The organism is Acinetobacter sp. ANC 4805 (genome assembly GCF_022549495.1).
Taxonomy (GTDB): Bacteria; Pseudomonadota; Gammaproteobacteria; order Pseudomonadales; family Moraxellaceae; genus Acinetobacter.
In genome coordinates this window covers 214874-235676 of the sequence record NZ_JAKZGD010000004.1, presented here as the reverse complement: position 1 = coordinate 235676, position 20803 = coordinate 214874, and the positions used below count along the sequence as shown (strand labels likewise).

18 protein-coding genes are annotated in these 20803 nt (G+C 39.2%); 5 read left to right on the top strand and 13 right to left on the bottom strand.

Annotated features, from left to right (window positions below; genetic code table 11):
- Window positions 1-16: 16 nt before the first annotated feature.
- Genes MMP60_RS07380 through MMP60_RS07360 form a run of 5 tightly spaced genes read right to left on the bottom strand, consistent with a single transcriptional unit; the run spans window position 17 to window position 8828 of the window.
- Window positions 17-1612, bottom strand: coding sequence for a dipeptide ABC transporter ATP-binding protein (locus tag MMP60_RS07380; RefSeq protein ID WP_241335744.1), 1596 nt, complete (start codon window positions 1610-1612; stop codon window positions 17-19).
- A complete protein-coding gene (locus tag MMP60_RS07375) occupies window positions 1590-2600 on the bottom strand; it encodes an ABC transporter permease (protein WP_241335743.1) in 1011 nt (336 codons plus the stop codon). The genes MMP60_RS07380 and MMP60_RS07375 overlap by 23 nt, the downstream gene beginning before the upstream one ends.
- Window positions 2600-3670, bottom strand: a complete 1071-nt coding sequence (yejB, locus tag MMP60_RS07370; RefSeq protein WP_241335665.1) for a microcin C ABC transporter permease YejB — start codon at window positions 3668-3670, stop codon at window positions 2600-2602. Before yejB ends, MMP60_RS07375 begins: the two co-directional genes overlap by 1 nt.
- 16 nt (window positions 3671-3686) lie before the next feature.
- Window positions 3687-5537 carry an extracellular solute-binding protein gene (locus MMP60_RS07365; RefSeq protein ID WP_241335664.1) on the bottom strand — a complete coding sequence of 617 codons (1851 nt, stop codon included), beginning with the start codon at window positions 5535-5537 and terminating at the stop codon, window positions 3687-3689.
- Window positions 5538-5543: 6 nt separating this feature from the next.
- Window positions 5544-8828, bottom strand: a complete 3285-nt coding sequence (locus MMP60_RS07360) for a LysM peptidoglycan-binding domain-containing protein (RefSeq protein WP_241335663.1) — start codon at window positions 8826-8828, stop codon at window positions 5544-5546.
- Window positions 8829-9111: 283 nt separating this feature from the next.
- On the opposite strand from MMP60_RS07360, the gene dnaQ reads away from it, so the two are divergent.
- The 3 genes from dnaQ to nudC all read left to right on the top strand — a co-directional run bounded on the left by dnaQ (window position 9112) and on the right by nudC (window position 12994).
- Entirely contained in the window at window positions 9112-10473 is a 1362-nt protein-coding gene (dnaQ, locus tag MMP60_RS07355) for a DNA polymerase III subunit epsilon (RefSeq protein ID WP_241335662.1), read from the top strand.
- A 125-nt stretch (window positions 10474-10598) separates the two neighbouring features.
- Window positions 10599-12245, top strand: a complete 1647-nt coding sequence (locus MMP60_RS07350) for a chemotaxis protein (protein ID WP_241335661.1) — start codon at window positions 10599-10601, stop codon at window positions 12243-12245.
- Complete coding sequence (gene nudC / locus MMP60_RS07345; RefSeq protein WP_241335660.1) at window positions 12245-12994, top strand: NAD(+) diphosphatase; 750 nt, start codon at window positions 12245-12247, stop codon at window positions 12992-12994. The genes MMP60_RS07350 and nudC overlap by 1 nt, the downstream gene beginning before the upstream one ends.
- A 452-nt stretch (window positions 12995-13446) precedes the next feature.
- Here nudC and MMP60_RS07340 read toward each other — a convergent pair whose 3' ends face one another.
- The 4 genes from MMP60_RS07340 to MMP60_RS07325 all read right to left on the bottom strand — a co-directional run bounded on the left by MMP60_RS07340 (window position 13447) and on the right by MMP60_RS07325 (window position 15730).
- A complete protein-coding gene (locus MMP60_RS07340; protein WP_241335659.1) occupies window positions 13447-14319 on the bottom strand; it encodes an alpha/beta hydrolase in 873 nt (290 codons plus the stop codon).
- Between the two features lie 3 nt (window positions 14320-14322).
- The gene (locus MMP60_RS07335; protein WP_241335658.1) at window positions 14323-15033 is read right to left on the bottom strand and encodes a BON domain-containing protein; all 711 of its coding nucleotides are present in this window, start codon (window positions 15031-15033) and stop codon (window positions 14323-14325) included.
- Between the two features lie 61 nt (window positions 15034-15094).
- Window positions 15095-15499 carry a YraN family protein gene (locus MMP60_RS07330; protein WP_241335657.1) on the bottom strand — a complete coding sequence of 135 codons (405 nt, stop codon included), beginning with the start codon at window positions 15497-15499 and terminating at the stop codon, window positions 15095-15097.
- 90 nt (window positions 15500-15589) lie between these two features.
- Complete coding sequence (locus tag MMP60_RS07325; protein ID WP_162147134.1) at window positions 15590-15730, bottom strand: hypothetical protein; 141 nt, start codon at window positions 15728-15730, stop codon at window positions 15590-15592.
- 59 nt (window positions 15731-15789) lie between these two features.
- On the opposite strand from MMP60_RS07325, the gene rsmI reads away from it, so the two are divergent.
- Window positions 15790-16629 (top strand): 16S rRNA (cytidine(1402)-2'-O)-methyltransferase, encoded by an 840-nt coding sequence (gene rsmI, locus MMP60_RS07320; protein WP_241335656.1) that lies wholly within the window; start codon window positions 15790-15792, stop codon window positions 16627-16629.
- A 65-nt stretch (window positions 16630-16694) separates the two neighbouring features.
- On the opposite strand, the gene MMP60_RS07315 is transcribed toward rsmI, so the two are convergent.
- Window positions 16695-17336 carry a cation transporter gene (locus MMP60_RS07315; RefSeq protein WP_241335655.1) on the bottom strand — a complete coding sequence of 214 codons (642 nt, stop codon included), beginning with the start codon at window positions 17334-17336 and terminating at the stop codon, window positions 16695-16697.
- Window positions 17337-17397: 61 nt separating this feature from the next.
- On the opposite strand from MMP60_RS07315, the gene MMP60_RS07310 reads away from it, so the two are divergent.
- The gene (locus MMP60_RS07310) at window positions 17398-17847 is read left to right on the top strand and encodes a MerR family transcriptional regulator (protein ID WP_241335654.1); all 450 of its coding nucleotides are present in this window, start codon (window positions 17398-17400) and stop codon (window positions 17845-17847) included.
- A 25-nt stretch (window positions 17848-17872) separates the two neighbouring features.
- Here MMP60_RS07310 and MMP60_RS07305 read toward each other — a convergent pair whose 3' ends face one another.
- The 3 genes from MMP60_RS07305 to ubiH all read right to left on the bottom strand — a co-directional run bounded on the left by MMP60_RS07305 (window position 17873) and on the right by ubiH (window position 20736).
- A complete protein-coding gene (locus tag MMP60_RS07305; RefSeq protein WP_018678667.1) occupies window positions 17873-18121 on the bottom strand; it encodes a hypothetical protein in 249 nt (82 codons plus the stop codon).
- 174 nt (window positions 18122-18295) lie between these two features.
- Window positions 18296-19528, bottom strand: a complete 1233-nt coding sequence (locus tag MMP60_RS07300; RefSeq protein WP_241335653.1) for an FAD-dependent monooxygenase — start codon at window positions 19526-19528, stop codon at window positions 18296-18298.
- Entirely contained in the window at window positions 19525-20736 is a 1212-nt protein-coding gene (ubiH, locus tag MMP60_RS07295) for a 2-octaprenyl-6-methoxyphenyl hydroxylase (RefSeq protein ID WP_241335652.1), read from the bottom strand. The genes MMP60_RS07300 and ubiH overlap by 4 nt, the downstream gene beginning before the upstream one ends.
- Between the last annotated feature and the right edge of the window lie 67 nt (window positions 20737-20803).

The window sequence follows — 20803 nt, the reverse complement described above, 5'->3', positions numbered from 1 at the left end:
CAATTTAATTACAATGCTAATATTTGCTTGCAGAAATAAGCTGACGTGTATATTCAGTTTGAGGTTGATTAAATAAAAGTTCTGTTGCTTGATATTCCAATACTTCAGCTTGATGCATGACCATGACGTTCTGACATAGTGCTTTAATGACTTGTAAGTCATGACTGATAAACACATAACTGATCTGCTCTTGTTGCTGCAAACGGCGTAACAGTTGAATCATCGCCATTTGAGTGCTGCGATCTAATGCAGAAGTCGGCTCATCCAAAATCATCAATTTAGGCTTTAAAACCAAAGCACGTGCAAGCGCGACCCGTTGACGTTGCCCACCAGAAAGCTGGTGTGGATATTTGCTTCTATCCTCCAAAGAGAGTTCGACTTTTGCTAAAACAGCTTCAATTTGCAGATTAGATTGCTGTTTGGAAATATTTTGAAGGTGAAGCCCTTCCGCAATAATTTGCTCAACAGACATGCGAGGATTCAAACTACTCAAAGGATCTTGGAATACAATTTGAAAATCACGGCGTAGGGGGCGAAGTTGTTTTTGATTGAGCTGATTTAAGTTTTGGGACTGAAAGCAAATTTCTCCTTCACTCGAAATCAAACGTGCAATTGCCAAAGCCAATGATGATTTTCCCGAACCACTTTCCCCCACGATACCTAAAGCTTCACCTTTGAATAAATTGAAATTGATTGATTTGGCTGCAATCTTATAAGCCTTAATTTGGTTCAATAAACCACGTTTGATGGGATACTTGACCGTGACATTTTTTAGTTCAAGTAAACGCTCAGTCTGTGCAATCGATAGAGCTTGTCCAAAATCGTGATTGAGTAAATTTCGTGTGTATGCAGTTTGAGGATGTGTAAAAATTTCAGTCGTGCATCCCTGTTCCTCTATGCGACCTTGATTCAGCACAAGTACCTGATCTGTATATTGCTTAACAAGGTTTAAATCATGGCTAATCAAAATCATCGCCATGTTTCGTTGCTCTTGGAGTTTTTTTAACAACGTGAGAATCTGAGCTTGCAACACGACATCCAAAGCCGTTGTTGGTTCGTCCGCAATCAAAATCTCTGGCTCTAAAGCTAGAGCCATCGCCAACATCACACGCTGCCGTTGCCCACCCGACAACTCATGTGGATAGCATTTAAGAATTTGCACTGCATCATCTATCCCGACATCCTGCAATAAAGAAAGCGTCTGTTGTCGAATATCAGCTTTACAAACACCTTGCAAGATCAGGCTTTCAGCCATCATTTTTTCGACATGATGCAAAGGATTTAAAGCCGTCATTGGCTCTTGGAAAATGATGGCAATTCGCTTGCCTCGAATCTGTTGTAACTGGGTCTGAGTTAAAGACAAAAGTGATTGATTGGCGAATTTAACATTTCCCTGCACGGTTAAATTTTCAGGCAATAACCCCAATAAAGCTAAAGTACTAATTGACTTACCAGAACCACTTTCACCCACAATCGCAACAGTCTGTGCGGGATAAACATCAAAACTCAAGTCATCCACAAGGCAATGTCCTGTTTCATCGTGAATGCTGAGCTGCTGAACCCTTAATAAAGGTGGATTCGAAACTGTATTACCGTCTTGGGTCAAATGCATCACGTGCCGCCTCCCCAATATAAATCAATAAAGACAATACAATCGCCAAAGTAAAGAATCCTGAAAGCACTAACCAAGGTGCATCGAGATTATTTTTGCCTTGCAATAACAACTCCCCAAGCGAAGCGGCATCAGCAGGTAAACCATAACCGAGAAAATCCAATGCAGTTAAAGCAATAATATTGGCAGTCAACATAAAAGGAATCTGTGACAGACTAGAACTCATGGCATTCGGCAAAATGTGCTTAAAGATAATTTGATGATCACGAACACCTAATGCTTGAGCTGCACGAACATAATCAAAATTTCTGGCACGCAAAAACTCTGCTCTGACCAATCCCACTAATTCTGTCCAACCAAATAACAACATGATCAAAAATAACCAATACACATTGGGGCTGAACATACTGACCAGAATCATGACAATAAATAGCATCGGCAAACCACCCCATACTTCCAGAATCCTCTGCCCAATCAAGTCAATCCATCCACCATAATAGCCTTGTATTGCACCAACAATAATGCCAATCACAGCAGAACAAAGCGTCAAGGCAAATCCAAATAAGAGCGAGATACGCAAACCATAAAGGATTCGAGCAAATACATCCCGTCCCTGATCATCCGTTCCAAGCCAGTTCTGTGGACTTGGTTTTGACGGGACAGGTACAGTAAGTGATAGATTCGGAGATTGATAAGAAAATGCAACGGGTGGAGAAATCATCCATCCTTGATTCTGAATCAGCTGTTTTACCGCAGGGTCTTGATAATCTGTCGCCGTTTCAAAAACACCACCAAAAGTGGTTTCTGGATAATCTTTAAAAATAGGAAAATACAAGGACTGCTGATAACGAACCAACAAAGGTTTATCGTTGGCAATCAACTCAGCAAATAATGACAAAATAAAAATGATTAAAAATAGAATGAAACAACGGACACCCAATTTATTTTGTCTAAAACGGTGAAATCGTGCGCGCATCAGCGGTGACATCATGTTCCACCTCTCGCTTCAAAATCAATCCGAGGGTCAATCATTTGATAGAGCAAATCGCCAATTAAACGTAAGATCATTCCAAATAAGGTAAATAAAAATAAGGTTCCAAAAATCACAGGATAATCTCGCTGAGTGATTGCCTCAAAACCCAATAAACCAATCCCATCGAGATTAAAAATAATCTCGATAAATAAATTGCCGACAAAGAAAATACCGACCAATGCTTCGGGTAAAGCTGCAACCACCACCAAAATCGCATTACGAAAAACATGCCCATAAAGTACCTGATTGTCATTTAAACCTTTTGATCGTGCCGTCAGGACATAAGGTTTTTTCAGCTCTTCTACAAAGGAATATTTCGTCAGATAGGTTCGTGCAGCAAAACTACCCAATACCATACTCAGAATCGGTAAACTCATGTGCCATAGATAGTCTTTTATTTTGGCGAACAAACTTAACTGATTAAAGTTTTCAGAGACTAATCCTTGTAATGGAAACCATTGCAAATAACTGCCCCCAGCAAAAAAAACGATGAGCAGAATGGCAAAGACAAATGATGGAATGGCATAACTCACAGCAAGTAATAACGAAGTAGATTGATCAAACAGTAAACCATTGTTTTTGGCTTTTTTAATTCCCAGTGGGATCGCAATCAAATAAATGAGAAAAGTACTCCATATTCCCAAAGACAGCGTGACAGGCAACTTTTCATAGAGCAGTTGCGTTACAGGTTTGTCTTTGAAGAAGCTGGTGCCAAAATCTAAGGTGAGATAACCCTTGAGCATTAACCAAAAACGTTCATATGCAGGACGATCAAAACCATACTGTGCTTTGATCTTTTCAATCATCTCTGGACTCAACCCACGCGCCCCTTGATATTGAGCCAAGGTACTCAAACTAGATTGGGCATTATTCCCAACACCTAAACCTTGCGCATTCTGAATTTGCTGAATGGCTTGTTCGACAGGGCCACCCGGTGCAATTTGCACAATCGTAAAATTAATCAATAAAATGAAAAATAAAGTTGGGATCATCAATAACATTCTTTTCAGAATATAGTGAACCATCTAATAAGATCCTTAATTATTTTAAGTCAGATTTTCGTATAGGTTGGTCGAGTTTCTTCGCTTTCGTGCCATCCACCCACCAATATTCCCAACCAACTGAAAGCTTCGGTTTAATTTGAGGTTGCTGATAAATATCCCAATAAGCAAACCATCGCTCAGGTTTCCCATAGGTCAGAATTTGATAATAACCTGCGCGTAATAAACGATCGAGTACATGTGTATAGAGCACCACATCTTCACGGCTTTTGGCTGCCACAATTTTCTCGATCATCTGATCAATTGCAGGGTTCTTTATTCCTGAATAGTTATAATTTCCTGCCTCATCCGCAGCAGCACTGCCCCAAAATTGAGCTTGCTCCTTACCAGGTGTCAAAGTTTGTGGCAATTTCAACATCATCATATCAAAATCTTGGTGACGGATTCGCTCCATATATTGTGGAACATCCACCTGTCTGAGATTGACTTGGACACCTAAACGATTCAAATTACGCACAAAAGGCATAAGCTCACGTTGTGGATTTTCTTGCTGCATTAATAATTCAATACGAACCTCTTTACCCTGTCGATCATATAGCTGATTATGACGAATCACATAACCAGCATCTTTTAAAATTTGTTGTGCAACCAATAAATTCTGCCGATTAAAACCACTCGCATCCGAAATAGGATAATGCCAATCGGCTAAAAGACCCTGTCGCATGACTGGATTTAGTTGAGCGAAGAAAGGTTTCAGTACTTTTAACTCTTTAGCACTGGGTCGACCTGTTGCAGCCAAATCCGTATTATCAAAATAGCTTTGCAAACGCCGATTTTGATTAAAGAATAAAGCCTTATTTTGCCATTCAAAATCATAAGCATACGTAAGTGCTTTACGAAGATGAATATCATTCAGTGGTGAACGACGAATATTAAATACCAAGCTTTGAATATCGAGCGGTGTCCCCAAACGTGCTTTGTATTTTTTGATCTGACCTGCTTGCACGGCGGGAAAATGATAAGCTGTAACCCAATTTCGGATATTTTTTTCTTCATATAAATTGAATTGTCGAGATTTAAAGCCCTCAAAACTGACATCTAAATTTCGATAATACACATATTTGAGTCGATCAAAATTATAACGCCCTTTATTGACAGGCAAATCCTTTGCCCAATAGTTCGGACTGCGTTTATAGGTGATACTACGCCCTGCATCAATTCGATCAACAATATAAGGCCCTGAACCGACAATCGGTTGTAGTGTCACACGCGTAAAATCTTTATTTTTCCAATCCAATTTTGAATAGATCGGTAGACTCGCCAAAATTAGTGGCATTTCCACATTGTTCTTGGACTTAAAAATAAATTTGACCTGATACTTAGAAATCACTTCCGTTTTTGCTAAATCAGACAAATACATTTGAAAACCTAAATTGGCTTTCGTTTGGTAGGTATCAAAGGTGAATTTAACATCTTCTGCGGTCAAAGGCTGACCATTGTTAAAACGGGCTTGAGGATTTAAATGAAAGGTCACATCTTTAAGATGATCAGGATCATAACTCACCTTCTCTGCGAGTAACGGGTACATGACGCGTGGCTCATCTAAAGCACGATCCATTAAACTATCAAAAAGATAATTCACCCCTTCAGTAGAACTCCCTTTGCCATTCATGCTATTTAAATTATCGAATGTCCCCAAGCTAGATTGGCTAAGGATTCCACCTTTTGGCGCATTCGGATTGGCATAAGGCATCGAACTCAACTTTGCATATTTGGGTTGAACATGCATGGCTAAATAAGGTGTGGTCTGCATCGTCGCAAATGAAAGCTGAACAAAAAGGCTTAATCCATAAAATAGACTAAGCCTTTTAAATAAAACAAATGAATTCATTAACAATTACAGATTTGGTACTTTAATGACATCGCCAATCCGCAATTGAGTACTTGGCGTTAAATCATTCATTTCAGCAAGTGCACTAGTGTCCATCCCATATTTACTTGCTAAACCAATCCAAGTATCACCACGTTTTACTTTATATTCAGTCACTGTTTTAGGGACAGAAATACTTTGACCACGTTGTAAACTTGCATTGGCTTTCAGATCATTTAGCTCTGCTAATTCACGACCTGACAAACCAAAGCGGCTTGCAATACTATTCAAAGACTCGCCTGCTTTAACCGTATATTTCTCAGTATTCTTGCTTGGCGCTGACTTTGAACTATTCTTACTATTTTCCGCTTTTGCTGTTTCTGCTTTTGGCACATCACCTGTAAGTTTCAGTTTTTGACCCACACGAACGCTGCTACCACGAGATAAGCCATTTAAAGCGGTCACATAATCCAGTTGTAAATAATAACGACTCGCAATATTGCCTAAAGTGTCCCCAGATTTAACAGTATAAATATCTGGCGCAGTTTCTTGCTTATCCTTATCTTTTGACTTGCTATTATTGCTCACATTATTTTTGCTTGGTGCATCACCTGTGAGTTTTAGCTTTTGACCAACGCGAACACCTGCGGTACGTTCCAAACCATTTAGATCAGCAATATAATTCACGGTAAGCTCATATTTACTAGCAATTGCATTTAAGCTATCACCAGATTGCACTACATACTGCTCAGGAATCGTTGAACCTGCTGGAATCTTTAAAACCTGACCTAAACGCACACTTTTATTGGTTTTCAGGTTATTCAGTTCAGCCAATTCATTCAATGTGATTTTGGATTTCGTTGCAATGTTCGATAAAGTATCACCACGCTGTACGATATAAGACTCTGTCTTATAATTACTTGAAGCTGTTACATTTTCATATTTAACCGTACTTTTAGGCTCAGCGACCTCTTCAGTTTTTGAGACCTCATGCTGTGGTACATTAATTTTTTGCCCCACAGACAAATTGCTATTCGCAGTCAAACCTGAGGTTAAATCAGCCAGCTCTTGATTAGATAAAGCATAACGATCAGCAATCAACTTTAAATACTCGCCACGTTTCACCGTATAAGACTTCGTAACAACCTTCGGTGCAGTAGCTGCTTTCGTTTCTGTAGTACGCGTTGATTGTGGTGCAGTCGTTGGAGTATTACGTGTATTATTTTTTGGTTCTTTTAACGATAACTTTTGCCCAACAAATAAATTGTCAGTGACTGATAAATTATTATAGTCAGCTAACTGTTTCAGGGTTAAATCAAAACGTGCTGCTAAATTGGTGAGGTTATCTCCTGATTGCACTACATAACTCTCAGGTTTGCGCTCAACCACTTTCGGTGGCTCAATCACTTGTGGTTTTGCATCATACAAATACAAGCTTGCACCTACAAACAAAGTACCTGTTGGATCAATTTGATTCCATGTCGCAATATCACGCCAATTCACACCATTCTTTTGTGCAATGAATGCGAGGGTATCGCCAGGTAGTACAACGTAGGTGCTACGCTTGCCTTTCGGTGCAACCACGACCACATCGGTATCGGTTTTAATATACGGCTTACCTTGATTGCGCTTCGCATCTTCACTATTTGCAGTTGTCGCATCTTCAACTAAGTTTTTCGGATACGCAAAGCCCTTGGTGACTTCTTGTCCTGTTTGATCTGCAACCGATTGACTGGTCTGAATTGCCGTTAACTTAATCTTGCCATCAAATGGATCGACAATTTCTGTACCTTGTGGGGCAATCGCTTTTATCTCAGCAACAACTTGATCTTTTTCTGCTTGCGTAGCTTGCGGTTCTAAAATTTGAGTAACTGTTTTCTTATCGCCCGTCTCTTTTACAGCAGCAATAATTTGCTCACGCTCTTTGATTGAAATAGGTGGTTCAATTTTGACAGGCTTAACATTCACAGCAGGTGTAATCGCAACGGGAATACGTGGCGCACTTGGCACATCAGCCGCAGCAGCAAATGAAGCCAATGCATCAGAGCCCCGTGGTGTATTTGTTTTGCTCGTAGTGATTGTTGCTGTTGTTGGACGTGTTGTATTGGTCGCCGTTAAAGGTGGTGGTGTCTTTGTCGAAGGTGTAATCGTCTGACCTGAGTTGGTTGTTGTACGAACTGTTGTCGTAACTACATTCGATGGGTTATTCATCGCAGGTGGTTGGCTATTACTTGCCCAGAAACCGCCAGAACTGATTTTACCCGAACGTAGTTTGGCATCAATCGATGGACTTAAATCTGCGGGAATTAAAATGCGCATTGGACTGGTTGAGTCAACCATTTCTCCACGATGTGCAGGGTTTAATGCATAGAGTTCAGCACGACTTAAACCTGTAATCGAAGCAATTTGATTCAATTCTAAAGGCCCAGCCAGACCCACTTCACGAAAGTGAGGTCGGTTCGCAATTGGAGGTAACGCAACACCATATGCACTTGGATTTTTAATAATCTGCGCTACCGCTAAAAAGCGCGGTACATAGTTCATGGTTTCTTGTGGGAGCTTTAATGACCAATAATCTGTTGGCAAGCCTGCCGCACGATTACGGTTAATGGCTTGTTGGATGCGACCCGGCCCTGCATTATAAGCAGCCAAAGCCAATTCCCACGAACCAAACTGATTATATAAACTGCCTAAAAATTCATAAGCAGCACGTGTCGACTCAACCACATCCCGGCGACCATCGTATAAACTGGTTTGCTGCAAACCGTAGATACGCCCCGTACTCGGAATAAATTGCCACAAGCCTGCTGCTGCCGCACTACTGGTTGCAGCCGGGTCATAAGAACTTTCAATAACAGGAAGCAATGCTAATTCGGTAGGCATACCACGACGTTCAGCTTCTTTAACCGTATGATATAAATAACGGCTGGCACGCGCACTTAGACGATCTAAATAAGGCTGACGAGAAATAAACCAACTACGCTGAGCTTCAATACGCGAATCCCAATGGTTTAAATCCATTTTGAATCCAACTGTCATTCGCTTCCACACATCACCGTGTTTCAAGACCAACAAGCGATCACCTTCAACTGCTCGCATATCTGTTGCTGAAAGTAAATCTTCCAAGGAATCTAAACTACTTGCGTCTAAATATCCTGAACTCACTTGTTTAGATGACGATACTTTGTTTGTCTGGGGGGTTGATGAACAACCAGTCGTGATTCCCAACGCAGTTAGAGCAGAAGTGAGTACAGTGATTTTGAATAATGATGTCGCAGATGTTTGCAGCACCAATGTGTTCGATTTATACATAAAAACTTCCAGTCAACTCACGCTAGTTTATTTCTTTGATTTGCCATTGTAGTAAAGCATGTCACTTAGACAAGGCGATAATTTAACGTGATTTGCATGGAAATGTTACAAGAAATTAAAAAATATGAGTTTTGTAACCGTTCAGCACCCAAATTTCGCTTTACAATATAACTTATCTGACGAGAGTGCTAAACTTTCACGGCATATATGCAAATAAAACATCGCTTTTATTTCAATCTTCTGGTTGCAATACAACTCAAATTCTTAATTTTTAGGTTCAACTATGTCTCAAACAATCACACTTTATGTTGATGGCGCATGCAAAGGCAATCCAGGCTTAGGTGGTTGGGGTGCGTATATCATTACTGAACAAGGTAAACATAAACTTTTTGGTGGTGAACCTGAAACAACCAATAACAGAATGGAGCTCCAAGCTGCAATCGAGGGAGTTAATTTTTGCCCAACAGATGCACAACTGATTATTTGGACAGATTCTAATTATGTCAAACAAGGCATTACTGAATGGATTCATGGTTGGAAAAAGAAAAATTGGAAAGATGTTAAAAACCCTGATTTATGGCAGAAATTAGATGCCGTTTGTGCCAATCGTGATATCGAATGGAATTGGATTAAAGGTCATGCAGGACATGCAGGTAATGAAATGGCAGATCAATTAGCCAATCTTGGTGCTGAACAAACTGCTCAACAAATGAAATCTTCAACACAGGCTAACGCTGATATAAAAAAGCCTGAAGCTGACTGGCTATTAAATGATCCTTTCGGTCTTGATCTCGATATAGAGGAAGAGGAATTGATCGAAGACAATGACGAGCTTAGCATCGAAGAACCTAACATTGATGCGGTAGCAACTGTGCCCCAAGCAATAGAAGATATTTCAACACGTGCCCAACACCCCCACATTGTCATCACCGAGGCAAAATTAAACCTTCAAGGGCCTCGTCAACTAATTCTAGATACGGAAACCACAGGTTTCTATTTCCAAGATGGTGACCGTATTATTGAAGTCGGTGCGATTGAAATGATCAATCGAAAACTGACAGGCAGCTCAATCCATATTTATATCAATCCAGAAAAGCCTGTTGGCGATTCTGAGAATGTGCATGGTATTAGCGACGAGTTTCTACAAGATAAACCGAAATATGCCGAGATTGCCGATACATTATTCAGCTTTTTGCAAGGTGCTGAAATTATTGCCCATAATGCAACCTTCGATATGAACTTCCTCAACATGGAGTTCAACCGTGTTGGTTTACCTTCACTGTCTGAGGTGTGTGAAGTCACAGATACTCTCGCACTTGCAAAAAATAAGCACCCAGGACAAAAAAACTCTTTGGATGCTTTGGTACGCCGTTATGAAATTCCCGCACGAGATCGTACTTTCCACGGCGCACTACTCGATGCTGAAATTTTAGCCGATGTTTATTTAGCAATGACAGGTGGGCAAGTCTCTTTTGATATGGATGCCCTTTCTCAAACAGAACACAACCAAAATAAAACGGTTCGTTCTCGTATTGAAGCAGACTTACCAATCATCTACCCATCAGAGCATGAATTAAATGAACATGAGACTTGGATCAAACAATTTGAACAAAAACATGGAAGCGCTTGCCTTTTTACAAAATAAATTTGCTGGTGAGTGTAAGTTTTTGTATTTCAAGTTTTCAAACTTAAGTTATATTAACTGTTAATGATTTTGCCTCCTATTCTAGGAGGTTATGGATATAACAACTTAGGAAAGGTGTAGGTCATATGTCTTACCAAACCTCGATTCATTTCGACCCAACTGCATTATTAATAATAAAAAATGAGATCGACAATTCGATTAAATTGGTGGAGACAGCAGTCAATACACTTGCCGAAGAACAAGCGTTACCTTTCGGTATTGATGATGCTCTTAATCAGTTTGAACAATGTACTCAAGTACTTGCGTTGATTGACATGCCCTATTTAGCACAAATCACTCAATATTCAGCTGAGTTGATGCGTCAAATTATGGCACAACCACAACAAATTAAAACTAGCGATGTTGTTGCTCTCAGTGAAGGGACAACCATGTTAAAACGCTATATGGAATTTATTTGTTTACGTGAAGTAAGAGTGCCACAGTTCTTAACAGATACACTCAATCGTTTAGAAAAAGCACTGGGTAAACCAATCACCAAAGAAGGGCAAGCTCTGCAACCTTTCTTGGAGTTCATAACACCAAATTTTAATTTGCCACAAGCACCGAGCTTGGAACAGTCACAATATATCCACCAGCTCTATAAATTATGCTTAAACAAGCTGATTAAACAAAGTGAATCTCCTCTCGATTTACAAGGCATTAAACTGGTTGGTGTTTACCTTGCAGGTTTAGCCAATAATCTACCTAGCCAACAATATTGGCAATTGGTCAATGTAGGCTTAGGACATATTGATGAGCTTTTGATTACAGAAGCACGTTTACGTACTCTGATTCAAATCGAAACAAATATTGCAAAATTCTTAGCACAACCATCAGCTTTTCAAAATAGTATTGCTGATTTGGCAGATATTTTAACTATTTGTATTAGCCAAGAAGATAATTTATCTCAACATATTCGTGAACAATTGAATATTGGTGATGAGTTACTAAGTGATACGCAGCTTCAAGTTCTTAGCCGTCATTTATATGGCCCTGACTACGAAACAGTACATACCATCAGTCAGTTAATGACAGATGAAATGGCTCAGATTCGTAATGAAATTGAGTATAACCATCAAAATATGTCGGCTGAAAAAACTCAAGAACTTCAGCAAAAGTTAACCCAGCTTTCAAATGTGTTTAAAGTACTTAATTTGAATGAAGCAGCGAAAGAGTTAACCCAACAAGCTGAAAAATTGAGCCAACCCAATACATTAACGGATGCGACTTCAATCCAACAGTTAATGAATAGCATTTTGGCATCGATGAATTCAATCGGTATCTTAGAGCGTAATTACACTTCAAGTCGTTTACAATTACGCGTCAACAATATGCAAATTTCTTTAGATCGTTTAGATGAAGCTCACCGAGCATTATTGACCGAAACAAAAACCCTGATTGAAGCATTAACGCAAACCTTAAGCCTATATGCTCAAGATCCAGCAGCACACACCTTAGAAGCACTTCCTACATATCTCAATGAGTTATCTGGTGCTGCATTATTCTTAGGTAGCCCAGTGCAACAAACTGCTCTATTAGGCGCAGCGCATTTTGCGCAGCATCGTTTAAATCAAAATCAAGCCATTGATGCTGAACAAATTAACTGCATCCTCAATGTTGTGGCTGGTTTAGATTTACTCGTAGATAACCTGAAGAATAAGCAACCTGTATTGCAATCTATGTTTGATGTGGCATTATCAAGCAGTCAGCAATTACAAAACATAGCCGCATAATGACTCAACTATCACTTGCTTATATTTTTCAACACCAAAAACTGTTAGTCGACCAAAACCTTCAACTACCAGAAGTTGAAAAATTGGCAAGTGATCTACCCTTACATCATAATGATCACGTCATCGCGCGTGATCTGCTTGAGAATGAAGCCATTCCCGAAGGCTATCAACTAGTACCTATCCGCGAATTAATTCAATCATGGTCAACTACAGAGTTCCTACAAGCTAGTCGTGCAGTCCAGTTATTAGAATGGCGACGCAACCATAAATTCTGTAGCCATTGTGGGCATGTGACAGAAATTCATTCCAAAGAATACGCAATGGTTTGCCCTGCTTGTAGTTATCATCAATACCCTCGTGTGCAACCTTGTATCATCACGATTATTACCAAAGGTGATAATGAAGTCTTACTTGCGAAATCAGTACATAATAAAAGCAACATGTATGGGTTAATCGCAGGCTTTGTTGAAGTCGGTGAAACACTAGAAGAAGCTGTACAACGAGAAGCTTTTGAAGAGGTTGGTTTAAAACTTAAAAACATTCGTTATATGTCGAGCCAACCATGGCCATTTCCAAGCAATTTAATGATCGCTTTTCATGCTGAATATGATTCAGGTGAGATTCAATTACAAGTTGAAGAAATTAGCGAAGCCCAATTCTTTAGATTTGATCAACTACCTGAAATTCCATTTAAAGGTAGTATTGCACATGCAATGATCATGCAGATTATTGAAAATAAAGTCACCTAAGAATCATTCATAATTGAAATCTCACCGCTTTTAAAAGAGAATATTATTCTTTGACTGATACAGTTATAAAATAATATGAGTAAGCACAATGATTATCAGAAAATTAAATCAATCAAAATTTATTTTATTAGTAGGACTTTTACCATTTATCTTAATGCCTTTACTCCAGAAAGAATTAGTTAGTAAAGGATTAGTGAATCATGACTCATTAATATTAATAACAATACCTATAAGTCTGTTATTCATTTTAATAACGAAAGGAATTATAAAATATTTTAAAAGAGAGTAAAAACACCAATCCTTATAATTAAATTAATATTTCATACCATCTTAAATTAAAAATCCCCTAGAAAGCATTGAGTCTAGGGTATTACTTTTCTTTATCAGTATATGGCGAGTTCAAACATGAAGTACGAAAGAACTGAAAATTAGTAAGCTTTCAGATTCTCTTTCTACTCTTCCAAAGCTTCATCCAAAAAGTGCAAGATCGTTCGCTTGGTTTTGAAATAATGGCTCACAAAACTGGCCAAAGTCGCCACAATGGTAATATGTCCTGTCTTTGGGATAATCATCACATGGCTATGATTACCCTTTTCCCTTAATGCCATATCCAGATCAAAACTATTATGGTTTTCAACCAACTGATCATTTTCAGCCATCAACAAATAATGTTTAATCTTATTCGGATTAATAAAATAATACGGCATCACTTGTTGATACGATATTTTTTGATCAAAAGCATGTTCAGATAATGGATCATTTTTGTAATCAAAATGATATGGACCAGCCAATCCAACGATTGCTTTGATATTGTCTATATATTTAAACTGTTGAGATTGAGCTGAATACACCACAGACATTACATTAAAAGCACCCGCTGAATGCCCCATTAAAATGATATTGTCCGTTGAAATATTCAACTTACTTTTATTTTGATTTAGATAATGAACTGCTTGAGCTAAATCATCAACGAATGCTGGAAAGATATTCTCAGGTGCGAGTTGATAATTAATGACTGCAACATCATAGCCTTCTCGTGCGAAGGTCTCACCAATAAATAAATAGTCTCTTTTATTACCATGTTGCCATGATCCACCATGCACAAAAACAATCAAAGGTTTTTGTTTTTTAGGATTTTTAGTTCGATAAAGATCCAATCGATTTCTGGCTTTTAATCCATAAGCAAGATGTTCTTCTTTTTCAAAAGTATCCTTTGGCGTCAGATAATTCATCGAATAACTTGCTAAATCATAAAGGCGAAATTCCTGATAAAAGTTTTTCGCCCGTATAACATTTTCTTGTACTTGTTGAATAAGTTGCTTCATAAATTAGGGTTTAGTCGGAGTAATAGTCGCAGGTTCAGTCTGATCAGGATCAATTGCAACTGGAGTTTCAACTAAAGGTTGTGTTGAGGCACTGCCAAGCATTGGTGTTGCTGCTGTAGCACTTGCTATCGTTCCAGATGGTTGATCAATATTATCAATCAGCGTCACAATTTTACTCACATTACCAACTTTTTGTAAGACATTATCTAAATCTCTTAACTCAGCAGTATTCAAACGCCCCATGATATAAAGTATGCCATTTTCAGTATGCACAAGCACTTTACTATCAGAAACGACTGGCGCTCTCATCAATAGACCACGCGTATTTGCAGTGACTGTTGAATCTTGCATAATGGTATTATAACTAACCTTATCCCCAACAGTGATGTAATTATGCACAGCTTTCACATCACTCATTGCTCTAAGGTTATCTTCTGCCAATTGTTTTAAGTACAGATCAGGCACTTGTCCTGTCAATAAAACATGACTGTGAAAACTTTCAATATTGATACGTGATTGTTTAAAACGATGATCTAATTTATATAAATTAATATTTGCAGTACGCTTAATCGAAGAATCAATAAAAACCTGCCCTAAACTACGCTCACCACTTTCAGTACCAATAGGCGAAGTTCCTGTACCACCTGAAATAAAACTCGCACATCCTGATAAACTTGCAGCGCAAAGTAACGTAATCGTTAAACGTTTTAACACTTGGCAAGACTCCCTATCTAAAAACCTGTTGGCATTTATCTTAAAAATAATAAGTGATTACTCAATCCAAAGTAAACGCATGTTTAATCCATTGCTGATCATACTGCAATTTTGAAAAATCTGGTTGTACTGTTTTTGCAAATTTCTTTGGAAAATCAAAACAAATCACATCAAAACGACAATCAAAATCTTCATAATTAGGGTGTTTTTGTAAAAACATTTGTGCAGTTTTAATAATTTTACGTTGTTGAGACTCAGTGATGACTTCACATGCCGCTGCATAACTGCCAGCAGATCTCGCCTTTACCTCAACAAAAATAAGCTCCTTTCCTAATCTAACAATTAAATCAATTTCACCATAACGTGAATGATAGTTTTGATCTACATACTGATAATTCTCTCGTTCCAATAATGCTCGTGCTTGCTGTTCAGCCCATTTTCCTAAATCTAAAATGTCTTGTTCCATTCGCTCCTCATTTTTTATTTTAAAGTTTGGCTTCTATTTTTATATAGCTCATACCCAATTTTTTAAAAATCAGGTTGCTGCTATTTTGGCTCAATCTACAAAAATTATTTTTTCTTTGCCACCAGATGCTGTATAAGCACTCAAGAAACAAGGGCTAATGCCGTTACTGGCTCGCGCTATTACACCTGATTCGGGTAGAATCACCAATACGTCCGTATAAACTGGACTCATCATTGCTGCCAAACTGAGCAGCAACCAATATTTTGTAATACTTCAGGGAGTTACCTTTTATGAGTGCTCAGTTATTTGTTGTAGCAACCCCGATTGGGCACTTAGATGACATGACCTTTCGTGCAATTGATATTTTAAAGTCAGTATCAATCGTCGCGGCAGAAGATACACGCGAATCTGCTCAACTATTTAAACATTATAATATCTCAACACCACTAACTGCATGTCATGATCACAATGAAAGTAACAAAATTGATCAGCTTATACAAAGAATGCTCAATGGTGAAAGTATTGCATTGATTAGTGATGCAGGTACACCATTAATCAGTGACCCTGGTTTTAAGTTAGTACGTGCAGCGCAAGAACACAATATTCGCGTCATTCCAGTACCTGGTGCTTGTGCCGCAATTGCAGCTTTGAGTGCTGTGGGTTTACCAAGTGATCGTTTTAGTTTTGAAGGCTTTTTACCATCTAAAGCCTCGCAACGCATTAGCCAACTTGAAAAGCTAAAAGATGAAACACAAACACTTATTTTTTATGAAGCACCGCATCGTATTTTAGCCAGTGTTAAAAATATGGCTGAGGTATTTGGTGAAGATCGTCCTGTGGGTTTTGCCCGTGAAATTACCAAGACTTTTGAAACGATCAAGAAAATGACCTTAAAAGAATTGATTCATTTTATTGAAAATGATCACAATCAAGAAAAAGGTGAAATTGTAGTTGTGGTAGGCGGCGCATCTGCTGAAAAAGACCTAGAACAAGATAAATTAGATGAGTTATTAAAGCGCTTATTACAAGATTTATCAGTCAAAGCGGCTTCACAACTGGCTGCTGATTTAACTGGAATTAAAAAGAAAATCGCTTATCAACGAGCTTTAGAACTCACTCAAAAAGATTAAAAACAGAGGTGTAGATTCTGTGAGATCTACACCTCTCTTAAGATAAAGTATCAAAACAATCTCTTTTAAGCTTTTGTGCCGAAAGCATCTTGGTCTATTTTTCTTTCTACTCTGGCTTGTTTAATCACACTCACGCCAGAAGAAACGCCCAAGTACGCAATCACAAAGGCCACGAATAAATCAGGAAACATGGTGCCTGTTCCAAACACACCGACTGCCGCGATAATCACGGCGATATTGCCAATCGCATCATTACGGCTACACAACCATACAGAACGCATATTGGCATCACCATCACGAAATGCATAAAGCATCAATGCAACAACGACATTTACAACCAATGCGAGTAGACCAATTGTACCCATCAACATGGGCTCAGGTGTTACACCTAACCACCATGACCAAATCACCTTAATTATGACGAAAATCCCAAATGCAGCCATTGTGATGCCTTTTAGCAAAGCTGCTGTCGCCCGCCAATACAAGGTCATGGACAATACTGCCAGAGAGATTGCATAGTTTGCAGCATCACCTGCAAAATCTAATGCATCTGCCCATAACGATACCGAACGTGCGTGTGATCCCCCAATCATCTCGACAAAGAACATCAATGCATTGAGTACTAAAGCAATCCAAAGTGCTTTTCTAAATTTGGGGCTAATCTTTTGTGTTGGTGAACATGTTGTATTGCAACCACATCCTGCCATGACTTTTCTCACTCAATCTTTTATAGTGATTTAAAACCCTAGAGTAACTCCAGAGTCAAGCATGATAAATTTCACGATTGGACAATTGGCAAAAAAGTCAGGCGTCTCAGTTGATACCATTCGTTATTATGAAAAAATTGGGCTGCTCGAAAAAGCCAACCGAACTGCGGGAAATTATCGTTATTATTCTGCGCAAATGCTTTCAGAACTTTTATTTCTAAAACATTGTCGAGAGCTTGGCATTACCTTGCAAGATATTCAAAAACTCAAAGCGTTATCAACTAATCCCGCTCAGACATGTATGGAAGTCGATCACTTAATTGATCAATATCTTGCTGAAGTATCGCAGAAGATTAAAAATCTAGAGCATCTCAAACAAGACTTAACCCATTTAAAACAACAATGTTCACAACATCGTACGATTGAACAATGTGGGATTTTAAAAGAGTTACATCAGCCACTCGAATGTGGGCATGAAGCGCATCAACACAAAAAAGCACCACAATCGTGATGCTTTTTCTTTGTCATTTGCAGACTTAATCTTGATGCTCACCGGGTGGAACTTCAGTAATACGCCCACCACGTGCTAGAAACGCAGCCACTTCATCTTCCAAAGCTTGACGCTGTTTTAACTTTGCAGTCACAGTTAAAGTTTCTGCTTCAGCAAGATCTGCATCATTGGCACTCGATTCTTCATTATCCGCACCACTTTCTGCGGCTTTCGCCTCTTCATCGTCTACAGCAGAATCTTCTGTGTTTTCGTCGTAATCATTCATTTCCGTCATATTACTCTCCCCACAATGACTAAACTCTCATCATCGTTATTTGGTCATCAGAACTTGAAGAAATTTAACAAGCTCTTCTCATTTATCAAAGCAAAATATTCATCAAATTGTGCTTTTTATGACCAAATTAACTCTGATTTATAAATGATTGTTTAAAAAATATCTACTGTTTTTTTAGCAAGCATAGCTTGTATGTTCTAAGGCATCTAATCCATTGGCTTGTCGCATAAAACGATCCTTAAACCAATTCAATTGTTCAACTTGTTTTAAACCAAAGTTTCGTGCCCAAACAAACGGAAATAATTCTGCACTTTCTAACCAACCAATCGCTGACATACTATGCATCATCGCATCATTTTGTCCCTTACGCTGGTGTTCATAGCGTAATAAGGTTTGTTTATTTGCCCATACACCACGTTTTAAATCATGTAGTAATACATCACATAGAACTGCGGCATCTAAGCAACCAATATTCACACCTTGCCCAGCCAAAGGATGAATGACATGTGCTGCATCGCCGATTAATGCCAAGCCTGATTTAACGTAACGCTGCGCTGCACGAGCTTTCAATGGGAATTGCGCTCTTGAACGCACCTCAACTACCTCACCCAACATATGCAGACTCTCTTGTGTGAGTAATCGCATAAAGTCTTGATCATTTAATGCTGAATACTCATCCGCATAGTCATCTGGTAAAGTCCACACAATCGACTGCCAATAGCCATTCTCTTGCGAATCAAGACTCGCCATTGGTAAGTAAGCCAATGGCCCTGTAGGCAAGAAAATTTGTCGAGCGACATATTGATTTGGCTGAGTGGTCTTAATCGCACAACTGATCGCAGCTTGCTTGTAATCCAGTACATCTAAATCAATATAAGCTTGCTCACGTACAAATGAATTTGCGCCATCTGCACCGATCAATAACTTGGTTTTTAGTGCAGTGCCATCAGCCAGTTGAATCGACCAGCCTTGTGAAATCTGCTCGATACGTATCACTTTCACTTGGGTACGGTAGTCGTTAAGCTGCTGCAACATTTTCTGCTGAATCGCAACATTCAAGACACTCGGCTCAGCCATCGAACCCAAAGCCTGATCTGATTGAGGTTGCTGTTCTGAAGCATGTCCAAAATTAATTTCGCCATAGCCATTTTTATTCCAGACCTGCATACCTGAATAAGGCATTTGACGTGCTAAATCATTCCAGACATCCACTGTTTTAAGTAAATGAATGGTTGCTTGACTAAGAGCCAATACACGTGGATTCATCACTGCCAACGTTTTTTCTTGATCGAGGACTGGAGCAGCATCCAGTACTGTCGCTTGCACACCACCCTGCGCTAATAGCAAAGCCGTTAAGCCCCCCACTAAACCGCCACCTACGATCACAACATCTAATAATTCACTCATGCTTTCAGCCCCATTGCATAATTGGCAACTAAAGGCTTAATTCCCGGAATCACATCAAATGCAACCAATCCTGTATTCCGCAATAATTTGAGAATTGGATTTTGATTGCTAAAGCCACGTACCACTGAATCACAGAATTTAATCACCCGTTGCTGATCAGTTAAGCGTGCTTGTTCATAAGCCAATAAATTATCAGGATTGCCAATATCATCTGACTTCGCCAATTGCTCCATCAAGAAACGAACCAACACATCTGCATCACGTAGACATAGGTTAAAACCTTGCCCTGCAACTGGATGGATGGTATGTGCGGCATTACCCATCAACACCACACGCCCAACGGCTTGCTTATGTGCCAAGACCTGCGCCAGTGGATAGCTAAAACGCTTGCCTGTTTTTTCAAACTTACCTGCACGATCACCATAAGTTTCCTGTAAGGCATCCAAGAAATGCTGATCGTTTTCTTCACCTAACCATTCTGCCTCAGTACCTTTTTTTACAGGCCATACCACTGAACGACGGTATTCACCCGGTAAAGGTAAGAGTGCCAATGGCCCTAAAGCACTAAAACGCTCAAAGCCAACTTGTTGATGTGGTTTCGAGGTTTGTACGGTGGTGACGATTGCCACTTGGTCGTAATCATGTTCATCGACACCTACCCCAATGGCTTGGCGACAAAATGAATCACGACCATCAGCAGCAATCACCAACTTCGATTTTAAAGCATGGATATATTCACCATTACGCATCGCTTCGATTTGCACATGGCCTGTATCTTGCGTCAATGCGGTGACTTGCACACCATCAATCAACTCAATCAAAGGCTGTTGACGAACTTGTGTCAGCAAGACACGCCCCAACCAAGCATTTTCAATTACTTGCCCAAAGCTTTCGACTTTTTCTTGTTCTGCCACTAAGCGAGCCTTTCCAAAGCTGCCTTGCTCGGTGATATGCACTTGTAGAATTGGTGTTGCATGTTGTTGTAAGGCTTCCCATAAACCTAATTTTTGGTAAATCTGTACGCTACGGCGTGACAATGCAGTATTACGCGCATCAAAACTAGAATGATAAGGGGCAACGTTTTCGTCATCATAATTTGGGTATTTCACAGCTTCTAATAACTTTACTGCGATATTAGATTTTGCCAACATTAGAGCAAGGCTGAGTCCAACCATACCTCCACCGACAATGATGACTTGTTGCTGCATAATATTATTCCTTATCAGTTTTTCATGACTTGATGTTTCGGGACTATCTTACTCTAACTCAAATCAG